18 protein-coding genes are annotated in these 16357 nt (G+C 71.0%); 7 read left to right on the forward strand and 11 right to left on the reverse strand.

Annotated features, from left to right (window positions below; translation table 11 throughout):
• Positions 1-230: 230 nt before the first annotated feature.
• The 3 genes from OHT76_RS09150 (at position 231) to OHT76_RS09160 (ending at position 2921) form a co-directional block, all read left to right on the forward strand.
• Positions 231-836, forward strand: a complete 606-nt coding sequence (locus OHT76_RS09150) for a hypothetical protein (RefSeq protein WP_328870254.1) — start codon at positions 231-233, stop codon at positions 834-836.
• A 200-nt stretch (positions 837-1036) separates the two neighbouring features.
• Positions 1037-1774: a 3-keto-5-aminohexanoate cleavage protein gene (locus tag OHT76_RS09155; RefSeq protein WP_328870255.1), complete on the forward strand. Its 738-nt coding sequence runs from the start codon at positions 1037-1039 to the stop codon at positions 1772-1774.
• A 79-nt stretch (positions 1775-1853) separates the two neighbouring features.
• Positions 1854-2921, forward strand: coding sequence for an RNA ligase (ATP) (locus tag OHT76_RS09160; protein ID WP_328870256.1), 1068 nt, complete (start codon positions 1854-1856; stop codon positions 2919-2921).
• 18 nt (positions 2922-2939) lie between these two features.
• Here OHT76_RS09160 and soxR read toward each other — a convergent pair whose 3' ends face one another.
• Positions 2940-3422: a redox-sensitive transcriptional activator SoxR gene (gene soxR / locus OHT76_RS09165; protein WP_328870257.1), complete on the reverse strand. Its 483-nt coding sequence runs from the start codon at positions 3420-3422 to the stop codon at positions 2940-2942.
• Positions 3423-3523: 101 nt separating this feature from the next.
• Between soxR and OHT76_RS09170 the strand changes: the two genes are divergently transcribed.
• Positions 3524-3985: a MaoC family dehydratase gene (locus OHT76_RS09170; RefSeq protein WP_328870258.1), complete on the forward strand. Its 462-nt coding sequence runs from the start codon at positions 3524-3526 to the stop codon at positions 3983-3985.
• Positions 3986-4001: 16 nt separating this feature from the next.
• On the opposite strand, the gene OHT76_RS09175 is transcribed toward OHT76_RS09170, so the two are convergent.
• The 3 genes from OHT76_RS09175 to OHT76_RS09185 form a co-directional block, all read right to left on the reverse strand.
• Positions 4002-4625 carry a TetR/AcrR family transcriptional regulator gene (locus OHT76_RS09175; RefSeq protein ID WP_328870259.1) on the reverse strand — a complete coding sequence of 208 codons (624 nt, stop codon included), beginning with the start codon at positions 4623-4625 and terminating at the stop codon, positions 4002-4004.
• Between the two features lie 73 nt (positions 4626-4698).
• The gene (locus OHT76_RS09180; protein ID WP_328870260.1) at positions 4699-4947 is read right to left on the reverse strand and encodes a YiaA/YiaB family inner membrane protein; all 249 of its coding nucleotides are present in this window, start codon (positions 4945-4947) and stop codon (positions 4699-4701) included.
• 60 nt (positions 4948-5007) lie between these two features.
• Complete coding sequence (locus OHT76_RS09185) at positions 5008-6159, reverse strand: acyl-CoA dehydrogenase family protein (RefSeq protein WP_328870261.1); 1152 nt, start codon at positions 6157-6159, stop codon at positions 5008-5010.
• A 78-nt stretch (positions 6160-6237) separates the two neighbouring features.
• Between OHT76_RS09185 and OHT76_RS09190 the strand changes: the two genes are divergently transcribed.
• The 3 genes from OHT76_RS09190 (at position 6238) to OHT76_RS09200 (ending at position 8803) form a co-directional block, all read left to right on the forward strand.
• A complete protein-coding gene (locus tag OHT76_RS09190; protein ID WP_328870262.1) occupies positions 6238-6879 on the forward strand; it encodes a TetR/AcrR family transcriptional regulator in 642 nt (213 codons plus the stop codon).
• Positions 6880-7012: 133 nt separating this feature from the next.
• Entirely contained in the window at positions 7013-7723 is a 711-nt protein-coding gene (locus tag OHT76_RS09195; protein ID WP_328870263.1) for an ArsR/SmtB family transcription factor, read from the forward strand.
• Positions 7724-7831: 108 nt separating this feature from the next.
• Positions 7832-8803, forward strand: a complete 972-nt coding sequence (locus OHT76_RS09200; RefSeq protein WP_443049910.1) for a DMT family transporter — start codon at positions 7832-7834, stop codon at positions 8801-8803.
• Here OHT76_RS09200 and OHT76_RS09205 read toward each other — a convergent pair.
• The 7 genes from OHT76_RS09205 to OHT76_RS09235 form a co-directional block, all read right to left on the reverse strand.
• Positions 8800-9882 carry a Zn-dependent alcohol dehydrogenase gene (locus OHT76_RS09205; protein ID WP_328870265.1) on the reverse strand — a complete coding sequence of 361 codons (1083 nt, stop codon included), beginning with the start codon at positions 9880-9882 and terminating at the stop codon, positions 8800-8802. The two genes, OHT76_RS09200 and OHT76_RS09205, sit on opposite strands and share 4 nt — an antisense overlap.
• 14 nt (positions 9883-9896) lie before the next feature.
• A complete protein-coding gene (locus tag OHT76_RS09210) occupies positions 9897-11282 on the reverse strand; it encodes an aldehyde dehydrogenase family protein (RefSeq protein ID WP_328870266.1) in 1386 nt (461 codons plus the stop codon).
• 106 nt (positions 11283-11388) lie between these two features.
• On the reverse strand, positions 11389-11844 hold the full coding sequence (locus tag OHT76_RS09215; protein ID WP_328876486.1) for a DUF3574 domain-containing protein: 456 nt from the start codon (positions 11842-11844) through the stop codon (positions 11389-11391).
• Between the two features lie 31 nt (positions 11845-11875).
• On the reverse strand, positions 11876-13213 hold the full coding sequence (locus OHT76_RS09220) for an ABC transporter ATP-binding protein (protein ID WP_328870267.1): 1338 nt from the start codon (positions 13211-13213) through the stop codon (positions 11876-11878).
• Between the two features lie 175 nt (positions 13214-13388).
• Positions 13389-14171 (reverse strand): class F sortase, encoded by a 783-nt coding sequence (locus OHT76_RS09225; RefSeq protein WP_328870268.1) that lies wholly within the window; start codon positions 14169-14171, stop codon positions 13389-13391.
• Positions 14172-14387: 216 nt separating this feature from the next.
• Positions 14388-14996, reverse strand: a complete 609-nt coding sequence (locus OHT76_RS09230; RefSeq protein ID WP_328870269.1) for a hypothetical protein — start codon at positions 14994-14996, stop codon at positions 14388-14390.
• A gap of 100 nt (positions 14997-15096) precedes the next feature.
• Positions 15097-16338 (reverse strand): MFS transporter, encoded by a 1242-nt coding sequence (locus OHT76_RS09235; RefSeq protein ID WP_328870270.1) that lies wholly within the window; start codon positions 16336-16338, stop codon positions 15097-15099.
• Positions 16339-16357 lie beyond the last annotated feature (19 nt).

Below are 16357 nucleotides of genomic sequence, written 5' to 3' on the forward strand. Positions count from 1 at the left end.
ACGGGGGTGGGCCGGACGTTACCGCCGGTATCCCCGGGATTGAAGGTGAACATGCGTCACTTTCCGGTGCGTTGGGGGACGCGCGCGGCCCGGCTGATGGGGGCCATCGGAAATCGGATGGAGCCGAATCGCGTGTCGATACGTCTATTCGTCAACGTCGTACGAAGTCCGTACGACGCGACGCCGAAGTGACCGAAGTACAGGTGCAGGTGTGACGGAGGTGCAGGGCGATGGCCGGTTTCCGGAGTCTGGCGAGACAGGTACGAGACCCGCGCTGTGATCTGGCGCTGCGACGCTATTCGCTGCGCAAGTGCCTTGAGCGGTTCGCCCCTTACGGGCACAGGGCGACCTGGGACCACTTGTGCTCCCGGGCCGGGATCGGTCCGGAGGACCGGTCCCCCGATCCAGCGCGGCTCGTGGCCGCGTTGGACGAGTTGGAGGAAGCGCGTTCGGTGTGGCTCGCCTACGAGGTCGAGTTCGCCCACCGGCGCAAGAAGGAGAAGCACGACGGACTGCGCAGGCCGGGGAGTGTCGACGACTGGCACCGGCTGACCTGGGGCGGTTTCGGAGTTGCGTGGTGCGACGACCCGCGGGTCCACCCCCGTGAGCCGCTGGCCGAGGTGCTGCGCCGGCTGATCTCCGCCCTGGAGCGCGACCCGGGTGCCGAATGCCCGGTGTGCGGCGGGGAGCGGCTGACCTGGAAGTACGACCTGGCCCATGAACCCTCCTCGGGCCCGGTCTGCACCCACTGCGGGATCGTGGTCCCACGTCCCGTACTGACGCCGGAGGCCCTGGCGGCCGCACGGCGGGAGCGGCGGCTGCTGGTCTCTGCGTAAAGGCTCCGCTGGAAGCCCGGTGATGAATCCGCGGGCCGGTGGGGGCTGGTCGCGCCCACGCGGCGGTAGCCGCAGATTCAACACAGCCCCGCGCCCCTTGCGGGGCGCGACAGCGCGCCGGACTTCATCGGGGGCCGCTTGGTACGACCGGGGGTGCGCCGGGGATGCCGCACCCCCACATGCCGAGGGACCATCGGGGCATGGTGCAGGTCTGTTTGAACGGGCCCCGCGGGGCGGCCGACGGTGCGTCGGTGCCGCTCACGCCGGAGGCGATGGCCGAGTCCGCGGCCGGTGCGGTGGCAGCCGGTGCCACAGATGTGCATGTTCATCCCAAGACACCCTGCGGACAGGACAGCCTGTCCCCACGCGTCGTGGCGGCGACGCTGGAGACGATACGGGCGCGGGTGTCCGTGCCGGTCGGGGTGACGACGGGCGCGTGGGCCGAGCCGTCTCCCACGGCGCGAGTGGCTCGCATAAGGTCCTGGACGTCGCTCCCCGACCACGCCTCGGTCAACTGGCACGAGCCCGGGGCGGAGGAGGTGGCCGCCGCGCTGATCGACCTGGGAGTCGGGGTGGAGGCCGGGATCTGGTCAGGGACGGACGGGGCCGCGCGATTCGCTCGCTCACCCCTGGGGCCGCAGGTGCTGCGGGTGCTGGCGGAAGTGACGGACACATCGCCGGACACGGCCGAGGACAGTGCGCGGGGCCTGCTGGCCGAGCTGGGATCCGCCTTTGGCCGGCCCGTGCTGCTGCACGGCGAGGACGACGGGGCGTGGCCGGTACTGCGGCTGGCGGGACGGCTGGGGCTGGCGACGCGGGTTGGGCTCGAGGACATGCTGCTGCTGCCGACCGGCGAACGGGCGGCGTCCAACGCACAGTTGGTAACAGCGGGGCTGATCCAGTACGGAACGGCGGGCCGGGACGCTAGCAGGCCCTAATTGACTCGCTCCACCCCTTTCCCGTCCGGACAGTTGGAGGCGATGAAACACAGCTGACGAAAGAACCCAGGAGTCACCGATGTCGACGCTGCGCGTCACCGCCGAAGTGCTGACCGTCCATGAGCATCCCAACGCCGACTCCCTCGAACTGGCCCAGGTGGGCCTGTACCGGGCGGTCGTGGCGAAGGGCGCGTACCGCACGGGCGAGGTCGCCGTGTACATCCCCGAGCAGTCCGTCCTGCCGACCGCGCTGGTCGAGGAGCTGGGGCTGACCGGGCGGCTGGCGGGGAGCAACTCGGACCGGGTGAAGGCGGTTCGACTGCGCGGGGAGCTGTCGCAGGGGATCGTGTGCCGGCCGTCGGCGCTGGCGGGCGTGGACCTGGCGCAGGCGGCGTCGGACGGCACGGACTTCGCGGAGCGACTCGGGATCACCAAGTGGGTGCCGCCGATACCGCCGACGATGTCCGGGGACGTGGAGTCGGCGCCGGATCTGTTGCCGTGGGTGGACATCGAGAACATCCAGCGGTATCCGGGGATCTTCACGCCGGGCGAGCCGGTGGTCCTGACGGAGAAGCTGCACGGCTCGGCATGCCTGGTGACCTATGTGGCGGACGAGTCGCGGATGTACGTCTCCTCCAAGGGCTTCGGCGCGAAGTCGCTGGCGCTGAAGGAGGATCCACGGAATCTGTACTGGCGTGCCGTGCACGGGCATGGGGTCGCGGAGGTGGCAGCCCGCCTCGCGAAGCGGCTGGGGGCTCGGCGGGTCGGGATCTTCGGTGAGGTGTACGGGGCGGGGGTCCAGGACCTGACGTACGGAGCGGACGGGCGACGCGAGTCCTTGGGGTACGCGGTGTTCGACGTTTCGGCGGAGATCGACGGTTCGGTGCGGTGGCTGAACGCTGCTGAAGTGCTCGGCGATGCGCTGCCGTTGGTGCCTGAGCTGTATGCGGGCCCGTACGACAGTGAGCGGGTGCTGGAGATCGCGAGCGGACGGGAGACCGTGTCCGGGCGGGGGCTGCATCTGCGGGAGGGTGTGGTGATACGGCCGGTGGTGGAGCGGTACAGCGCGGTGACCGGGGGCCGAGCCATCGCGAAGGCGGTCAGCCCGGCGTATCTGACACGGAAGGGCGGAACGGAGTACGAGTGAGCGGTCCGCTGCCCGCGGCTACGCGGGTTTCTTCGTGGTCGTCCGCCCGCGTTCCACCATCAGCCTCGAACCCGCGCGGCGTTCGCCGAAGGCGTCGTCCGGGTTCGACAGAACGCATGTGTCCAGGGACAGGCAGCCGCAGCCGATGCAGTCCGTCAAGTGGTCCCGGAGGCGGTTCAGTTGGGTGATGCGTTCGTCCAGTTCCGCTCGCCAGGCCGCCGAGAGGCGGGCCCAGTCCTCATGGGTGGGGGTTCGCTCCTCGGGGAGTTCGGCCAGGGCCTCTCGGATGGTCGCCAGGGGGATGCCCACACGCTGCGCCGCCCTGATGAAGGCCACCCGGCGCAGCGTGTCCCTGCCGTAGCGGCGCTGGTTGCCCGCTGTGCGGCGGCTGGCGATCAGGCCCTTGGCCTCGTAGAAGTGCAGGGCGGAGACCGCGGCGCCGCTGCGCGCGGCGAGCTGGCCGACCGTGAGCTCGTGGATCTTCTCGGAAATCTTGGGCACCCCTCGAAGACTACCCATCCCGGCAGACGGCAGGTCCGTTGACAGGGAGCCTCCACCCGAGCATGCTAAGCAGTCGCTTAGACTTTTGGGAGGCCAGGGACATGGCAGAACCGAGGAGCTTCACCTCCGTCGACGACCTGAAGGCCGCGGTCGGCGAGCAGCTGGGGTACACCGACTGGCTGGAGATCGACCAGAAGCGGATCGATCTGTTCGCGGAGGCGACCGGGGATCATCAGTGGATCCACATCGATCCCGAGAAGGCCGCCACCGGCCCGTTCGGGACGACCATCGCCCACGGATACCTCACCCTGTCGCTGCTGCCCCTGTTCGGCCCGCAGCTGATCAAGGTCGAGGGCGTGAAGATGGGCGTCAACTACGGCACGAACAAGGTCCGTTTCCCGGCCCCCGTGCCGGTCGGTTCGCGCGTGCGCGCCACCGCGACGATCACCGGCGTCGACGACGTCACCGGCGGCGTCCAGGTGACGGTCGCGTTCTCCGTGGAGCGCGAGGGCGGTGACAAGCCGGTGTGCGTCGCCGAGTCCGTCTCGCGCTACTACCTGTAGGCCACGAAAGCGGGGCCTACTTCGCCCCCACCATCCGCAGCACGAGGTCGGCGTACAGCTCGCCGACCTCGTCGGGCGTCCGGGGTCCGTCCACGTTGAACCAGCGCGCCACGTCGATGCAGAGCGACAGCACGGCAAGGGTGGTGCCCTTGACGTCCGGCACCTCGAACTCGCCGGACGCGACCCCGTCCTCGATGATCCCGCGCACCTCGGCATCGACCTGCCGACGCAGCCCGAGGATCTCCGCCCGGGCCTCGGGGCCGAGCGAGTCCAGCTCGTACTGCACCACGCGGGCGGTGGTACGGCCGCCCGCGTGCCAGCGCACGAAGGAGCTCACCGCGTCGGCGAGCCGCTCGGTCGCGGTGCCCTCGCGCGAGGAAGCCGTACGCAGGATCTCCAGCGCCTTCTCGTGCCCGATCCGGCTGATCCGGTGGAGCAGCTCTTCCTTGGTCTTGTAGTGGATGTAGAGCGCCGCCGGGCTCATCCCGGCGCGGCCCGCGATGTCACGGGTCGTCGTGGCGTGATAGCCACGCTCGGCGAAGGCCTCCACCGCGGCGATCAGCAACCGCCGGGCCGCGTCGGGCGTGACCTCGCCCCACGCCGACCCCTCGCCGCCGGCCGTCTCCTCCGCCGTACTCATCGCTCGTTCGCCCCTCTCGATGACAGAGTCACCACCATACCGCCGACGGTGAGCGGGCGCTTAGTGCAGCCGCTCAGAGCTTTTCGAACGGGCCGTACGGCCGGCCCGTCGTCGCGTCCTGGCGGTCGCGGATGACCTTGGCGAGGGTGAAGGCGGAGGTGACCAGGTACAGGACGGCCACGCCGAGGAAGGCGCGGACCCAGGGGTCGGCCTCCAGCTGGTAGATGCCGATGGCGGTCGCCGCCATGGCGACGGCGAAGGAGGCGACGGACTGGCCGTAGAAGGCGGCCGTGTTCTGCTGCTTGACCGATGTGTCACTCATGGGACAAGCATCGGCGGACGTGGGCCGCGCCACATCCGCCGAAGTACTCAGGAGAGGTACTCAGAAGGCCGAGACGCCGGTCAGCGCGCGGCCTATCACCAGCTTCTGGATCTGGCTCGTGCCCTCGTAGAGGGTCATCACCCGGGCGTCCCGCAGCAGCTTGCCCGCCGGGTACTCGTCGATGTAGCCGTAGCCGCCGAAGACCTGCAGGGCGTTGTTGGCGGCGCGGACCGCGGCCTCCGAGGCGAACAGCTTGGCCTTGGAGGACTCGGTGGCGAAGGGCAGCCCGCGGTCGATGAGGTCGGCGACCCGCCAGGTCAGCAGCCGGGCGGCGTCGACGTCCACGGCGATGTCGCTGATCAGCTCCTGTACGAGCTGATGGTGGGCGATGGTCTTGCCGAACTGCTCCCGCTCCCCCGCGTACTTCACAGCCACGTCCAGGGCCGCCTGGGCGAGGCCCACACACCCCGCCGCCACCGACATCCGCCCCTTGGCCAGCGCCGACATGGCGACCGAGAAGCCCTTGCCCTCCTCGCCGAGCAGCGCGGAGGCGGGCACGCGCACGTCCTCCAGGACCAGTTCGGCGGTGGCCTGTCCGCGCAGGCCGAGCTTGCCGTGGATCGTACGGCGGGACAGGCCGGGGGTGTCCGTGGGGACCAGGAAGGCGGAGACGCCCTTGTGGCCGGGGGCGTCCGTGGAGCGGGCGAAGAGCAGCACCACATCGGCCCAGGTGCCGTTGGTGATGAACATCTTGGTGCCGTTGATGACGTAGTCGTCGCCGTCGCGGACCGCGCGGGTGGCGAGGTTGCCCGCGTCGGAGCCGGTGCCCGGCTCGGTGAGGCCGAAGCAGCCGACGTAGTCACCGGCGGTCAGGCCCGGCAGCCACCGCCGCTTCTGCTCCTCGCTCCCCCGGGACGCGATCGTCTTGGCGACGAGACCGAGGGAGACCGAGACGATGCCGCGCACCGAGGAGTCACCGCGGCCGAGCTCCTCCGTGACCAGGCAGTACGCGAGATGGTCACCGCCGGAACCGCCGTACTCCTCGTCGACCGTCAGCCCCAGGAAGCCGACCTCGCCGAGCTTCTTCACGATGCCCCGGTCGACCTCCTCGGCGCGGTCCCAGGCGACGACGTGCGGGGCGATCTCGCGGGCCACGAAGTCCCGGGCGAGCTGCCGTACGGCGGTCTGCTCCTCGCTGAGCTCCAGGTTCATACCGAGTCACCCCAATTGAATGCCGTACATTTAAATTAGCACTGCTAGTTTCCAGTTCGCAGCCCTACTATGTGCGCCATGGCCCGACCGCGCAAGCCCCTGCTCAGCACCGACCGGATCGTCGAGACGGCGCGGGTGCTCGTGGACACGGAGGGCCTCGCGGCCGTCTCCACTCGGCGGCTCGCCGCGGAGTTGGGGGTGAGCGGGCCGTCCCTCTACAACCACTTCCGCACCAAGGACCAGATCCTGGAGGCGGTCGCGGACTCGGTGAGCGCGCAGGTCGACCTGTCGATGTTCGAGGACGGACGGGACTGGCGGACGGCGTTGCACGACTGGGCGGTGTCCTATCGGGCGGCCCTGCGGGACCATCCGAACATCGTGCCTGTGCTCGCGCGCGGGCCGGGGCGACGGCCGGCCGCGCTGCGGCTCGCGGACGCGGTGTACGGGGCGATGGTGGAGGCGGGGTGGCCACCGGCGCAGGCCACGTCGATCGGGGCGCTGATGCGGTACTTCATCATGGGGTCCGCGTTGGGGTCGTTCGCGGGGGGATTTGTCGACGACGTCAGTGCGTATGACCCTGCGGACTATCCGCATTTGGGGCAGGCGCATCTTCTTGCCGAGCGGCAGGAGAAGATTGATGAGCGGGCCTTTGAGACGGGGCTTGCTGCGCTGCTCGATGGGTTGGAGCGGCAGTACGAAGGGGTTGCGCGGTCGTTGTGATCTGCGGGCCGGTGGGGGTTGGTCGCGCCCACGCGGCGGAGCCGCATATCGATACAGCCCCGCGCCCCTAGGGAAGATTTCGTTCACGACAGTTCGGCTGTCACCGAAGTATCCAGGCCCCATGCTGGATCCCATGACCGAACGCGACCCCCGCGCAGCCCACCTCGCTCAGCTCGCCTCCCTCCTCGCCGATGAGACCCGGGCCGCCTGCCTGCTCGCGCTTCTCGACGGGCGGGCCTGGACCGCTGGGGAGTTGGCTCGGCATGCGGGGGTTGCGGCGTCCACGGTCAGTGAGCATTTGGGCAAGCTTGTGGCCGGTGGGCTTCTGGTCGAGGAGCGGCAGGGGCGGCATCGATATGTGCGGTTCGCCGATGCCCGGGCCGCACAGCTCGTGGAGGATCTCGCCGCGCAGGTGGCGCCCCAGGCCGTCGTACGGCCCCGGAGTCTGCGTCAGTCCAGTGCCGGGTCGGCGATGGCGCGTGGGCGGACCTGTTACGACCATCTGGCCGGGCGGCTCGGGATCGCGGTGACCGATGCGTTCACCGCGCGGGGGCTGCTGCGGCAGGACACCGGGTTTGCGCTCACGGATGCGGGGGTGGCGTGGTTCGACTCCGCCGGGATCCGGCTGGATCGGGCGAGCCGACGGCCGTTGGCCCGGGCCTGCCTCGACTGGACCGAGCGGCGTCCGCATCTGGCGGGGGTCGCGGGGGCGGCGGTGTGCCGGCATGCGCTGGATGCGGGTTGGTGCGTGCGGATCGGGTCCGAGCGGGCGGTGAAGGTGACGGCGGCAGGTGAACAGGCGCTGGCCGAACTGCTGGGGATTGAAGTAACGACGTTGCACTAAGCGCCCCTTAAGGGGCGTGGGCGCGACCAGCCACTACGCACCCGCAGCTACAAGCCGTCCGAAACCCGCATGCTTTCAAACCGCCACTTTCCTAGCCTCAGGAGCATGATGAACGCCGCGTCCACCCGCCGTACGGAACTGCTCGCCACCGCCGCCGCCACAGTCACCGTCGTGCTCTGGGCCTCCGCCTTCGTCTCCATCCGCAGCGCAGGCTCCGCCTACTCGCCGGGCGCGCTCGCGCTGGGGCGGCTGCTGGCCGGGGCGCTGGTGCTCGGGACCATCTGTGTCGTACGAAGAGAAGGGTGGCCGCCGCGGTCGACGTGGCGTGGGATCGGGATATCCGGGCTGCTGTGGTTCGGGTTCTACATGGTCGCCCTGAACTGGGGCGAGCAGCAGGTGGACGCCGGTACGGCGGCACTCGTGGTGAACATCGGGCCGATCCTCGTCGCGCTGCTGGGCGCTCGGCTGCTCGGTGACGCCATGCCGCCGCGGCTGCTGGCGGGTATGGCGGTGTCGTTCGCGGGTGCGGTGACCGTGGGGCTTTCGATGTCCAGCGGGGGCGGGTCCTCGCTGCTCGGTGTGGTGCTGTGCATGCTGGCGGCGGTGGGGTACGCCGGAGGCGTCGTCGCGCAGAAGCCGGCGCTGGCACGGGCGAGTGCGTTGCAGGTGACGACGTTCGGGTGTCTGGTGGGCGCGGTGGCGTGTCTGCCGTTCGCCGGGCAGCTGGTTGCGGAGGCGGCCGAGGCGCCGGTGTCGGCCACGCTCAACATGGTCTACCTCGGCGTCTTTCCGACCGCGCTCGCCTTTACGACGTGGGCGTACGCGTTGGCCCGTACGACCGCCAGCCGGATGGGCGCGACGACGTACGCCGTGCCCGCGCTGGTCGTGCTGATGTCGTGGCTGGCGCTGGGTGAGGTGCCGGGGGTGCTGACGCTGGCGGGCGGGGCGCTGTGTCTGGCGGGGGTGGCCGTCTCGCGGTCCCGTTCGTCGGCCGGGGCGGGTGGTGCCGGGGACAGTGCCCCCAGCACCGCGATCGGGCCCGAACCGGCCTCGTCCTCCAACGCCGGACGGGTCGACTAGAACACCACCAGCGCCCGGCCACCCTTCCCCGCCAGCATGTTCTCGAAGGCCGCCGGAATCCCCTCAAGACCGATCCGTTCCGTCACCAGCATCCCCAGGTCCAGGCGGCCCTCGCGGACGTGTTCCGCCAGGATCGGGACGTCCCGGGACGGGTCCGTGTTGCCGTAGACGCAGCCGGAGAGCGTGCGGCCCCAGTGGAAGATCTCCAGGGCGTTGAAGGTGACCTCCTGGTCCTTGCCGCCGATGCCGACGACCGTCGTACGGCCGCCGCGGCGGGTGGAGTCCCAGGCGGTGCGGATGGTGGACGCGCGGCCCACGCACTCGATCGCCACGTCCACGCCCTGCTTGCCGGTGAGGGCGCGGATCTCGCGGGCCGTGTTCTCCGAGGCGATCACGAACTCCGTGGCGCCGGCCGCGCGGGCCAGTTCCTCCTTCGCCGGGGACACGTCCACCGCGACGATCTTCGAGGCTCCGGCGATACGGGCCGACTGGAGCGCGGCGAGGCCGACTCCGCCGACGCCGTACACGGCCACCGTCTCCCCGGAGCGCACGCGCGCCGAGTGGTGGACGGCGCCGTAGCCCGTGAGGACCGCGCAGCCCAGCAGGGCCGCCTCGGTGAGCCGGACGCCGTCGGGGGCGGGCAGGACGCAGGACGCCGAGACCACCGTCTCCTCGGCGAACGCGGCGACGTTCAGGCCGGGATGCAGGTCGGTGCCGTCGGAGGCGCGGTGGGCGTAGACATCGGCGGCGCCGTTCAGGGCGTTGGCGCACAGCCAGACCTCGCCCAGCGTGCAGGCATGGCAACTTCCGCAGGACGGGGCCCAGTTGAGGACGACCCCGGCACCCGGGGCCACGTGCGTGACGCCCTCGCCGACCGCGACCACCGTGCCCGCGCCCTCGTGGCCGAGGACGGCCGGGACCGGCACGCGCATCGTGCCGTTGGACAGGGACAGGTCGGAGTGGCAGACGCCCGCGGCGGCGAGCCGGACCCGGACCTGGCCGGGGCCCGGGTCCGGGAGGTCGATCTCGGCGATCTCCAGCGGAGCGCCCACGGCGGGCAGGACAGCGGCGCGAACCATGGGTGTGAACTCCTCTAGAACTGGAGGGACTTGGTCTGGACATACTCGGCGAGGCCATGCGTGCCGAGCTCCCGGCCGACGCCGGACTGCTTGTAACCGCCGAAGGGGGCAAGGGGGTTGAAGCGACCGCCGTTGATGTCGACCTGGCCGGTCTCCATCCGGCGCGCGAAGGCGACGGCCTCCGACTGCTCGCCCCACACCGCCCCCGCAAGGCCGTAGACCGTGCCGTTGGCGATGCGCAGGGCGTCGTCCTCGTCCTCGTACCGGAGGATCGACAGGACCGGGCCGAAGATCTCCTCCTGCGCGATGGTCATCTCGGGGGTGACGTCGGCGAAGACCGTCGGGCTGACGAAGTAGCCCTGTTCGCGCGGGGATTCGGTGCCGCCCGCGACCAGGCGGGCGCCCTCGGCGACGCCCTGGTCGATATAGCCGCGCACCCGCTCCCGCTGCCGTGCGTTCACCACCGGGCCGATGCGCTCGCCGTACTTCGCGGCGGCCGCGGTGGCGAGGGCGACGGCTTCGTCGTACTGCGAGGTGTGCACGAGCATCCGGGTCCAGGCGCTGCATGTCTGGCCGGAGTTGGACATGACGTTCGCGACGCCGACGTTCACCGCCTTGGCGAGGTCGGCGCTCGGCAGGATGACGTTGGCGGACTTGCCGCCGAGTTCGAGGGCGACCTTTTTGATCGCGGCGGCGGCCGTCGCGGCGATCTGCCTGCCTACGGCCGTGGAGCCGGTGAAGGAGACCAGGTCCACGCCCGGATGCTCGACGAGGGCCTGGCCCGCGACCGGACCGAGACCGGTGACCAGGTTGAAGACGCCCGCGGGGAGGCCGGCCTCATGGGCCGCCTCGGCGAAGAGCTGGGCGGTGAGGGGGGTGTCCTCGGCGGGCTTGAGGACGACGGTGCAGCCTGCGGCGAGGGCGGGGCCGACCTTGGCGACGATCTGGTGGAGCGGGTAGTTCCAGGGGGTGATCGCGCCGACCACGCCGATGGGCTCGTGGAACACGGTGGAGTTGCCGACCTTCTCTTCGAAGGCGTACGTGGCGGCCAGCTCGGCGTACGAGGTCGCTACCGCGATCGGTACGGAGGCGTGGACTGCCTGGGAGAAGGCGAGGGGGGAGCCGAGTTCTGCGGTTACTGTCTCGGCGATCTCGTCCTTGCGGGTGGTGAGGATGTCTCGGAGGGCGGTGAGGCGTTCTGCGCGTTCGGCGGGTGGGGTTGCGGACCAGTCCGCGAGTGCGGTGCGTGCGGCGCGTACGGCGGTGTCTACGTCCTCTGCGTTTCCCGCGGGGACCTGGCCGATGAGCTGCTCGTCGGCCGGGTTCACGACGTCGATCGTGTCCCGGCCGACTGCGGGGTGCCAGGCTCCGTCGATGTAGAAGCCGTCGTGTGCCTTCATCGGGTTCCTTCCGGGGTGCTTGCGGACCGCCCCTTAAACTAGCGCCGTTAGTTTTTTGGCACCAGGTACCGCCCGCATGGCACAGGTCACCCTGCCCGGAAGGGGCTCAGAAGTCGACCCTGGCCCGGTCGTCCACCCTCCCCACCGACTCCTGGGCGAACTCCTTCTCGTAGGCCCGGCGGATCTCCTCGATCTTCTGGTCGCTCGTCTTCGCCGCCGCGACCGGGTACAGCAGGATCAACTCGTACGACCGTTCCTTCTCGATCGTGCCGCTCGCGTCCCGCCACTGGCCGCGGCCGGTCTGGACGGTGAGGCCGTCGGGGAAGTCCGGGGTGACCTCCTCGTCGATGAAGTTCATGAACTGTTCGTCGGTGACAGCCGGTCCGCCGTCGGGGCGTTCGGTGCCGAAGAAGAGCTGGGTCTCGACATAGGGCTCGCCGCGCTGCGGGACGGTGGCGGCCTCGCCGTCGTCGAGGGTGGCGTATGCGGTGGGGGCGGCCACGGCGAGCAGGAGGCCTGCGGTCACCAGGACGGCGCGGCTGCGGGTCAGGCTCGGTGTCATGAGGTGGTTCATGCCCCATCCCTTACGGGGCCTATTCCTCCAGATCGGGCAGCCGCGCCGGGGCCGGGCAGATCCGTTCGCCGTGCTGGTCGAAGACGAACAGATGGGCGATGTCGACGAGCAGCGGCACCTGCATCCCGTGCCGGAGGTCGATGTCGGGGGTGGTCCGGACGATGAGGTCGCCGGGGAGCCGCCCCTCGGGCGGGCCGGGGTCGGTGTCCGGGGCGGGGTGGTCCTCCAGCACCACCACGGGCCCCGCCCGCAGCGCGCCCGCCCGCTCCCGGAGCCGGTCCAGGACCGTGCCGCCCTCCCGCCTGCGCCGCCGCACCCGGCGCAGCGGGCGCGGGGCCTCCAGTTCGGGTACGACGGCCGGGCGGGAGCCGGTGTTGAAGTGGACGAGCACCTCGTGACCCTGGAACTCGAGGTGCTCCACCAGACCGGTGATCAGCACCTCCCCGGGCCGGGCGGCGGCCGGCTTGGCGATCCGTACGGACTCCGAACGCAGGCCCACGATGACCTCGCGCCCCTGCTGGACCCGGAGCAACTGGTGGTCCTGGGAGAGGGGTTCGGGCAGCCGCAGATACTGCTTGCCGAGGCTGATGGTCATCGCTCCGTCGAGCGGGGCGCGGACGAGGCCGCGCAGCAGGTTGATGCGCGGGGTGCCGATGAAGGCGGCTACGAAGACATTGCGGGGCAGGGCGTAGACCTCGCGCGGGGTGCCGATCTGCTGGAGGACGCCGCCGCGCAGGACGGCGACCCGGTCGCCGAGCGACATCGCCTCGGCCTGGTCATGGGTGACGTAGACCGTGGTGACGCCCAACTCGCGGGTGAGCTTGGTGATTTCGGCGCGCAGGTGGTTGCGGAGCTTGGCGTCGAGGTTGGACAGGGGCTCGTCCATCAGGAAGGCGGAGGGATGGCGGGCGATGGCCCGGCCCATGGCGACGCGCTGGCGTTCGCCGCCGGAGAGCTGGGCGGGCAGCCGGTCGAGGAGGTCCTCGATGCCGAGCATGCGGGCGGTGGCGTCCACGCGGGGGCGGGGGTCCTCGCCGGGTGTCTCGATGCGCAGCGGGAAGCCGATGTTGTCGCGGCTGGTCATGCTCGGGTAGAGGGCGAAGTTCTGGAAGACCATCGCCATGTCCCGGCCGGACGGCGGCAGATCGTTGGCCCATTCGCCGTCGAGCCGCAGCTCGCCCTCGTCGATCTCCTCGAGTCCGGCGATCATTCTCAGCACCGTCGACTTGCCGCAGCCCGAGGGGCCGAGCAGGACGAGGAATTCGCCGGGCTCGATGTCCAACGTGAGCCGGTCCACCACGCGAACGCCCTTGGCGTAGCTCTTGCTCACGTCATGCAGAGAGATGGCGCGTGTCATGAGGGGTGCCCCCGGGGGCTACGTCGGCGGCCCTGGTGCTCCGCGGCTTGATACCCCGTCCGGGTCGTACGGGGCCTGTGGGTCACGGAAGTTAACGGAATGTGTGCGGCCGGGGGAAGGGAATGGGCGGGATCCGGGGCTGGCGTCCAGCAGGTGAGAAAGCGGACGGCCGAATTCAGCGCCGAGCGGGGGCGGTCGGGGCCTCACGGATCTTCACGAGATGGGCGAAGACCACGACATTGCCCGAATAGCCGGTCCTACGGTCGTAGTCACCGCCGCAGGTGATCAGCCGCAGTTCGGGGCGGCCCCGGGCGCCGTACACCTCGTCGTTGGGGAAGCGGTCCTTCTCGTACGACTTGACCGCGTCGACGGCGTATACCGCGGTCCGCCCGTCGGCGCGCCGGATCTCGACCAGCCGCCCGCGCCGCAGTTCCGTGAGCCCGGCGAAGACGGCGGGGCCGGAGTCTGTGTCGAGATGCCCCACGGCCACGGCGGTTCCCTGCTCCCCGGGCGACGGCCCGTCGGCGTACCAGCCGACCAGGTTCGGATCGTCGTCGGGGGGTGCGGGCAGCCGACGTTCGCGGTCGAGGCGGAGGTCCATGACCGGGGCGTCGAGGTCGAGGTAGCCGATGGAGAGACGGGTGGCACGGGAGCGCGGGAGGGGGGCGGTGGGCCTTCTGGTGGGTTTGGGGGGCGCGGCCTTTCCCGTGCGTTCGGAGCCGGGCCGCGCACTGGGCCTCCGGGTGCCGTTGGGGGTGGCCTTCGGCGGCGGTCGCTTCGGCGTGGCCCTCGGCCGGTCGACGGTCACGGGAAGTACCGGCCGGCCCCTGAGCCCGTGCGGATCCGTCCCACGGGGACCACCGGACGTCGCCCCGGCGGCCGCCGGGGCGTCCGGCAGGGCGGCCTCGACCACCCCGCCGGACTCCTCGTCCTGGCCCCACCAGAGACTGCCGCTCACCAGTGCCACGATCGCCAGCACGGTCCTGGTCAGCCGATAAGCTCGCGTCCGATACCACGGCCTGCGCCGACGCCGACCTGTCGAAGCCAACTGCGGTTCTCCAACTCCCTCAGGGGCGCAGGGCTGAGTCGATATGCGGCTCCGCCGCGGGGCGCGACCAGCCACAGCGTCGCCGCAGACGACCGACCACCCTGCTCGGCTCTGCAATAGGACCGCTTACACGCCATGCGGCCGCCGACGAACCCGGAACCACACCACCCCGGTCACGGCCGCGAGGCCCACCGCGGCGGCGCCGGCGACCGGGGCGAAGGCGTCATCGCGCGCGAGACCGCCACCACCGGCGGGCGGACCGCCGTTGGGTCCGGGCGGCGCCGTGGGCTTGGACACGGGGCAGTCGACCTTGAACGTCTTGTGCTTGCCCGCGCCGTGACCGAGGTTGGTACGCCAGGTGAGCCTGTACTGCCCGTCGGGCAGGCCGAGCGGGAGGGTGTGCGCCGTGCCGTCCGACTCGATGGTGACGGTGTTGTCGGGGTAGCTGGAGTTGGGCAGTTGGGGGCCGCCCGCGACCGGCGGATGGGTCTTGATGGTCCAGGTGACCCTCTCGCCGCGGTCGAAGTTGAAGGCGGCGAGGTAGAAGTCGCAGACCTTGGGCTCGTTGCTCTGGTCGTCGAAGGGCGTCCCCACCGCGTGGATCTTGACGTCCCCGTTGTCACCGGACGGCTGGGCGAGGGCGGCGGGCGCCCCGGCGGCCGTACCGGCGAGAGTCAGGGCCGCGAGGGCGGCGGTGCGCGCTCCGGCGCGGCGTGGCAGAGACGTGGTGGGCATGCGAGGCCTCCGAGTCAGATGATTGTCGTACAAATCGCACTGCATCTGACTCTTTGTCACATGTCCGTGGTGAAGCCCCGAAGCCGCGCCCTACGACCCGTCAGTCGTCGCTCTTACGGCTCACAGCGGCGCGGGACCGACGGGGTGCTGTGGCCTCGCGGTCGTCGCCCTTCGCCGGGCCCGGCGACCGCACGGCGACGCCCGCGGATGCCAGCAGCAGCGCCCCGAGCATCACGAACGGCGCCGCCACTCCCGCGACGCCCGCGACCAGTCCTGCCGTGGCGGGTGCGGCGACCTGGCCCAGGCGGTTGCCGGTCAGCCGCAGGGCGAGGGCGGTGGAACGGGCGCCGTCGGGAGCGCCCTGGACGACCGTCGTCATGGACAGCGGCTGGCCGACACCGAGGCAGAAGCCCAGCGCGGCAAGGATCAGGGCCAGCCCCCACACCGGCACCGGCAGCGCGACACCGGCACACAGCAGTGCCGCCAGCAGACAGGTGACCGTCAGCAGGGCGGAGCGGCTGAGCAGTCGCAGCAGCGGGGTCAGCACCAGGCGGCAGGCGATGGTGGCCGCCGCGCGCAGGCTGAGCAGCAGGCCGATCACCGAGGGCGCGATACCCCGGTGCTCACCGACCACCGGCAGATACGCGGTGAGGACGTCGGTGGCGGACAGCACGGAGAGGCTGATCAGGATGCCCGCGGGTACGCCCCGGGTGCGCAGGATGCGGTGGACGGGGACGCGGTCGCCCTGTCCGGTACGGGACTTGGGCGTCGTACGACGATCCTCAATGCGCCACAGCGAACTGAGCGCGACCGCCGCACCCGCCCCCGCGACCAGCAGGGCGAGCGCGCTGGTGCCCGCCATGTCGTGGCCGCCGATCAACGCGCCCGCCGCGATGGGGCCGATGAGCTGGCCGAGCGAGGCGCCGATGGTGAAGTGGCCGAAGTTGCGGTCCTGTTCGTGCGGGGCGGACTGGCGGGCGACCAGCGACTGGGCGCCGATGACGAAGGAGAGATGGCCGAGGCCCATCACGCCGCTCCACAGGGCCATCGCCCCCAGGGAGTTCGCAAGTCCGCTCAGCGCGCAGCCGCCGGAGATCAGGACCACGCCGACCGGCAGCAGGGGCGCGCAGCGGCCGTGGTCGGTACGGCGGCCGAGGGGCACGGCGGCGAACAGCGGGAGCAGCGCGTACACCCCGGCGATGACGCCGATCGCCCGTTCGTCGGCGCCCAGCGCGAGGGCCCGGTAGGAGACGGCGGGCCGGGCCATCGACACCGCCCCCTGCGCGAAGCTGAAGGCGATGACGAGGCGGAGCAGCCAGCCGCGGTTCCCACCGGGCGCCATGGTTCAAGTCCTCCTGGTT

Origin of the sequence: Streptomyces sp. NBC_00287 (assembly GCF_036173105.1) — a bacterium.
In the GTDB taxonomy this organism is placed as follows: Bacteria; Actinomycetota; Actinomycetes; order Streptomycetales; family Streptomycetaceae; genus Streptomyces.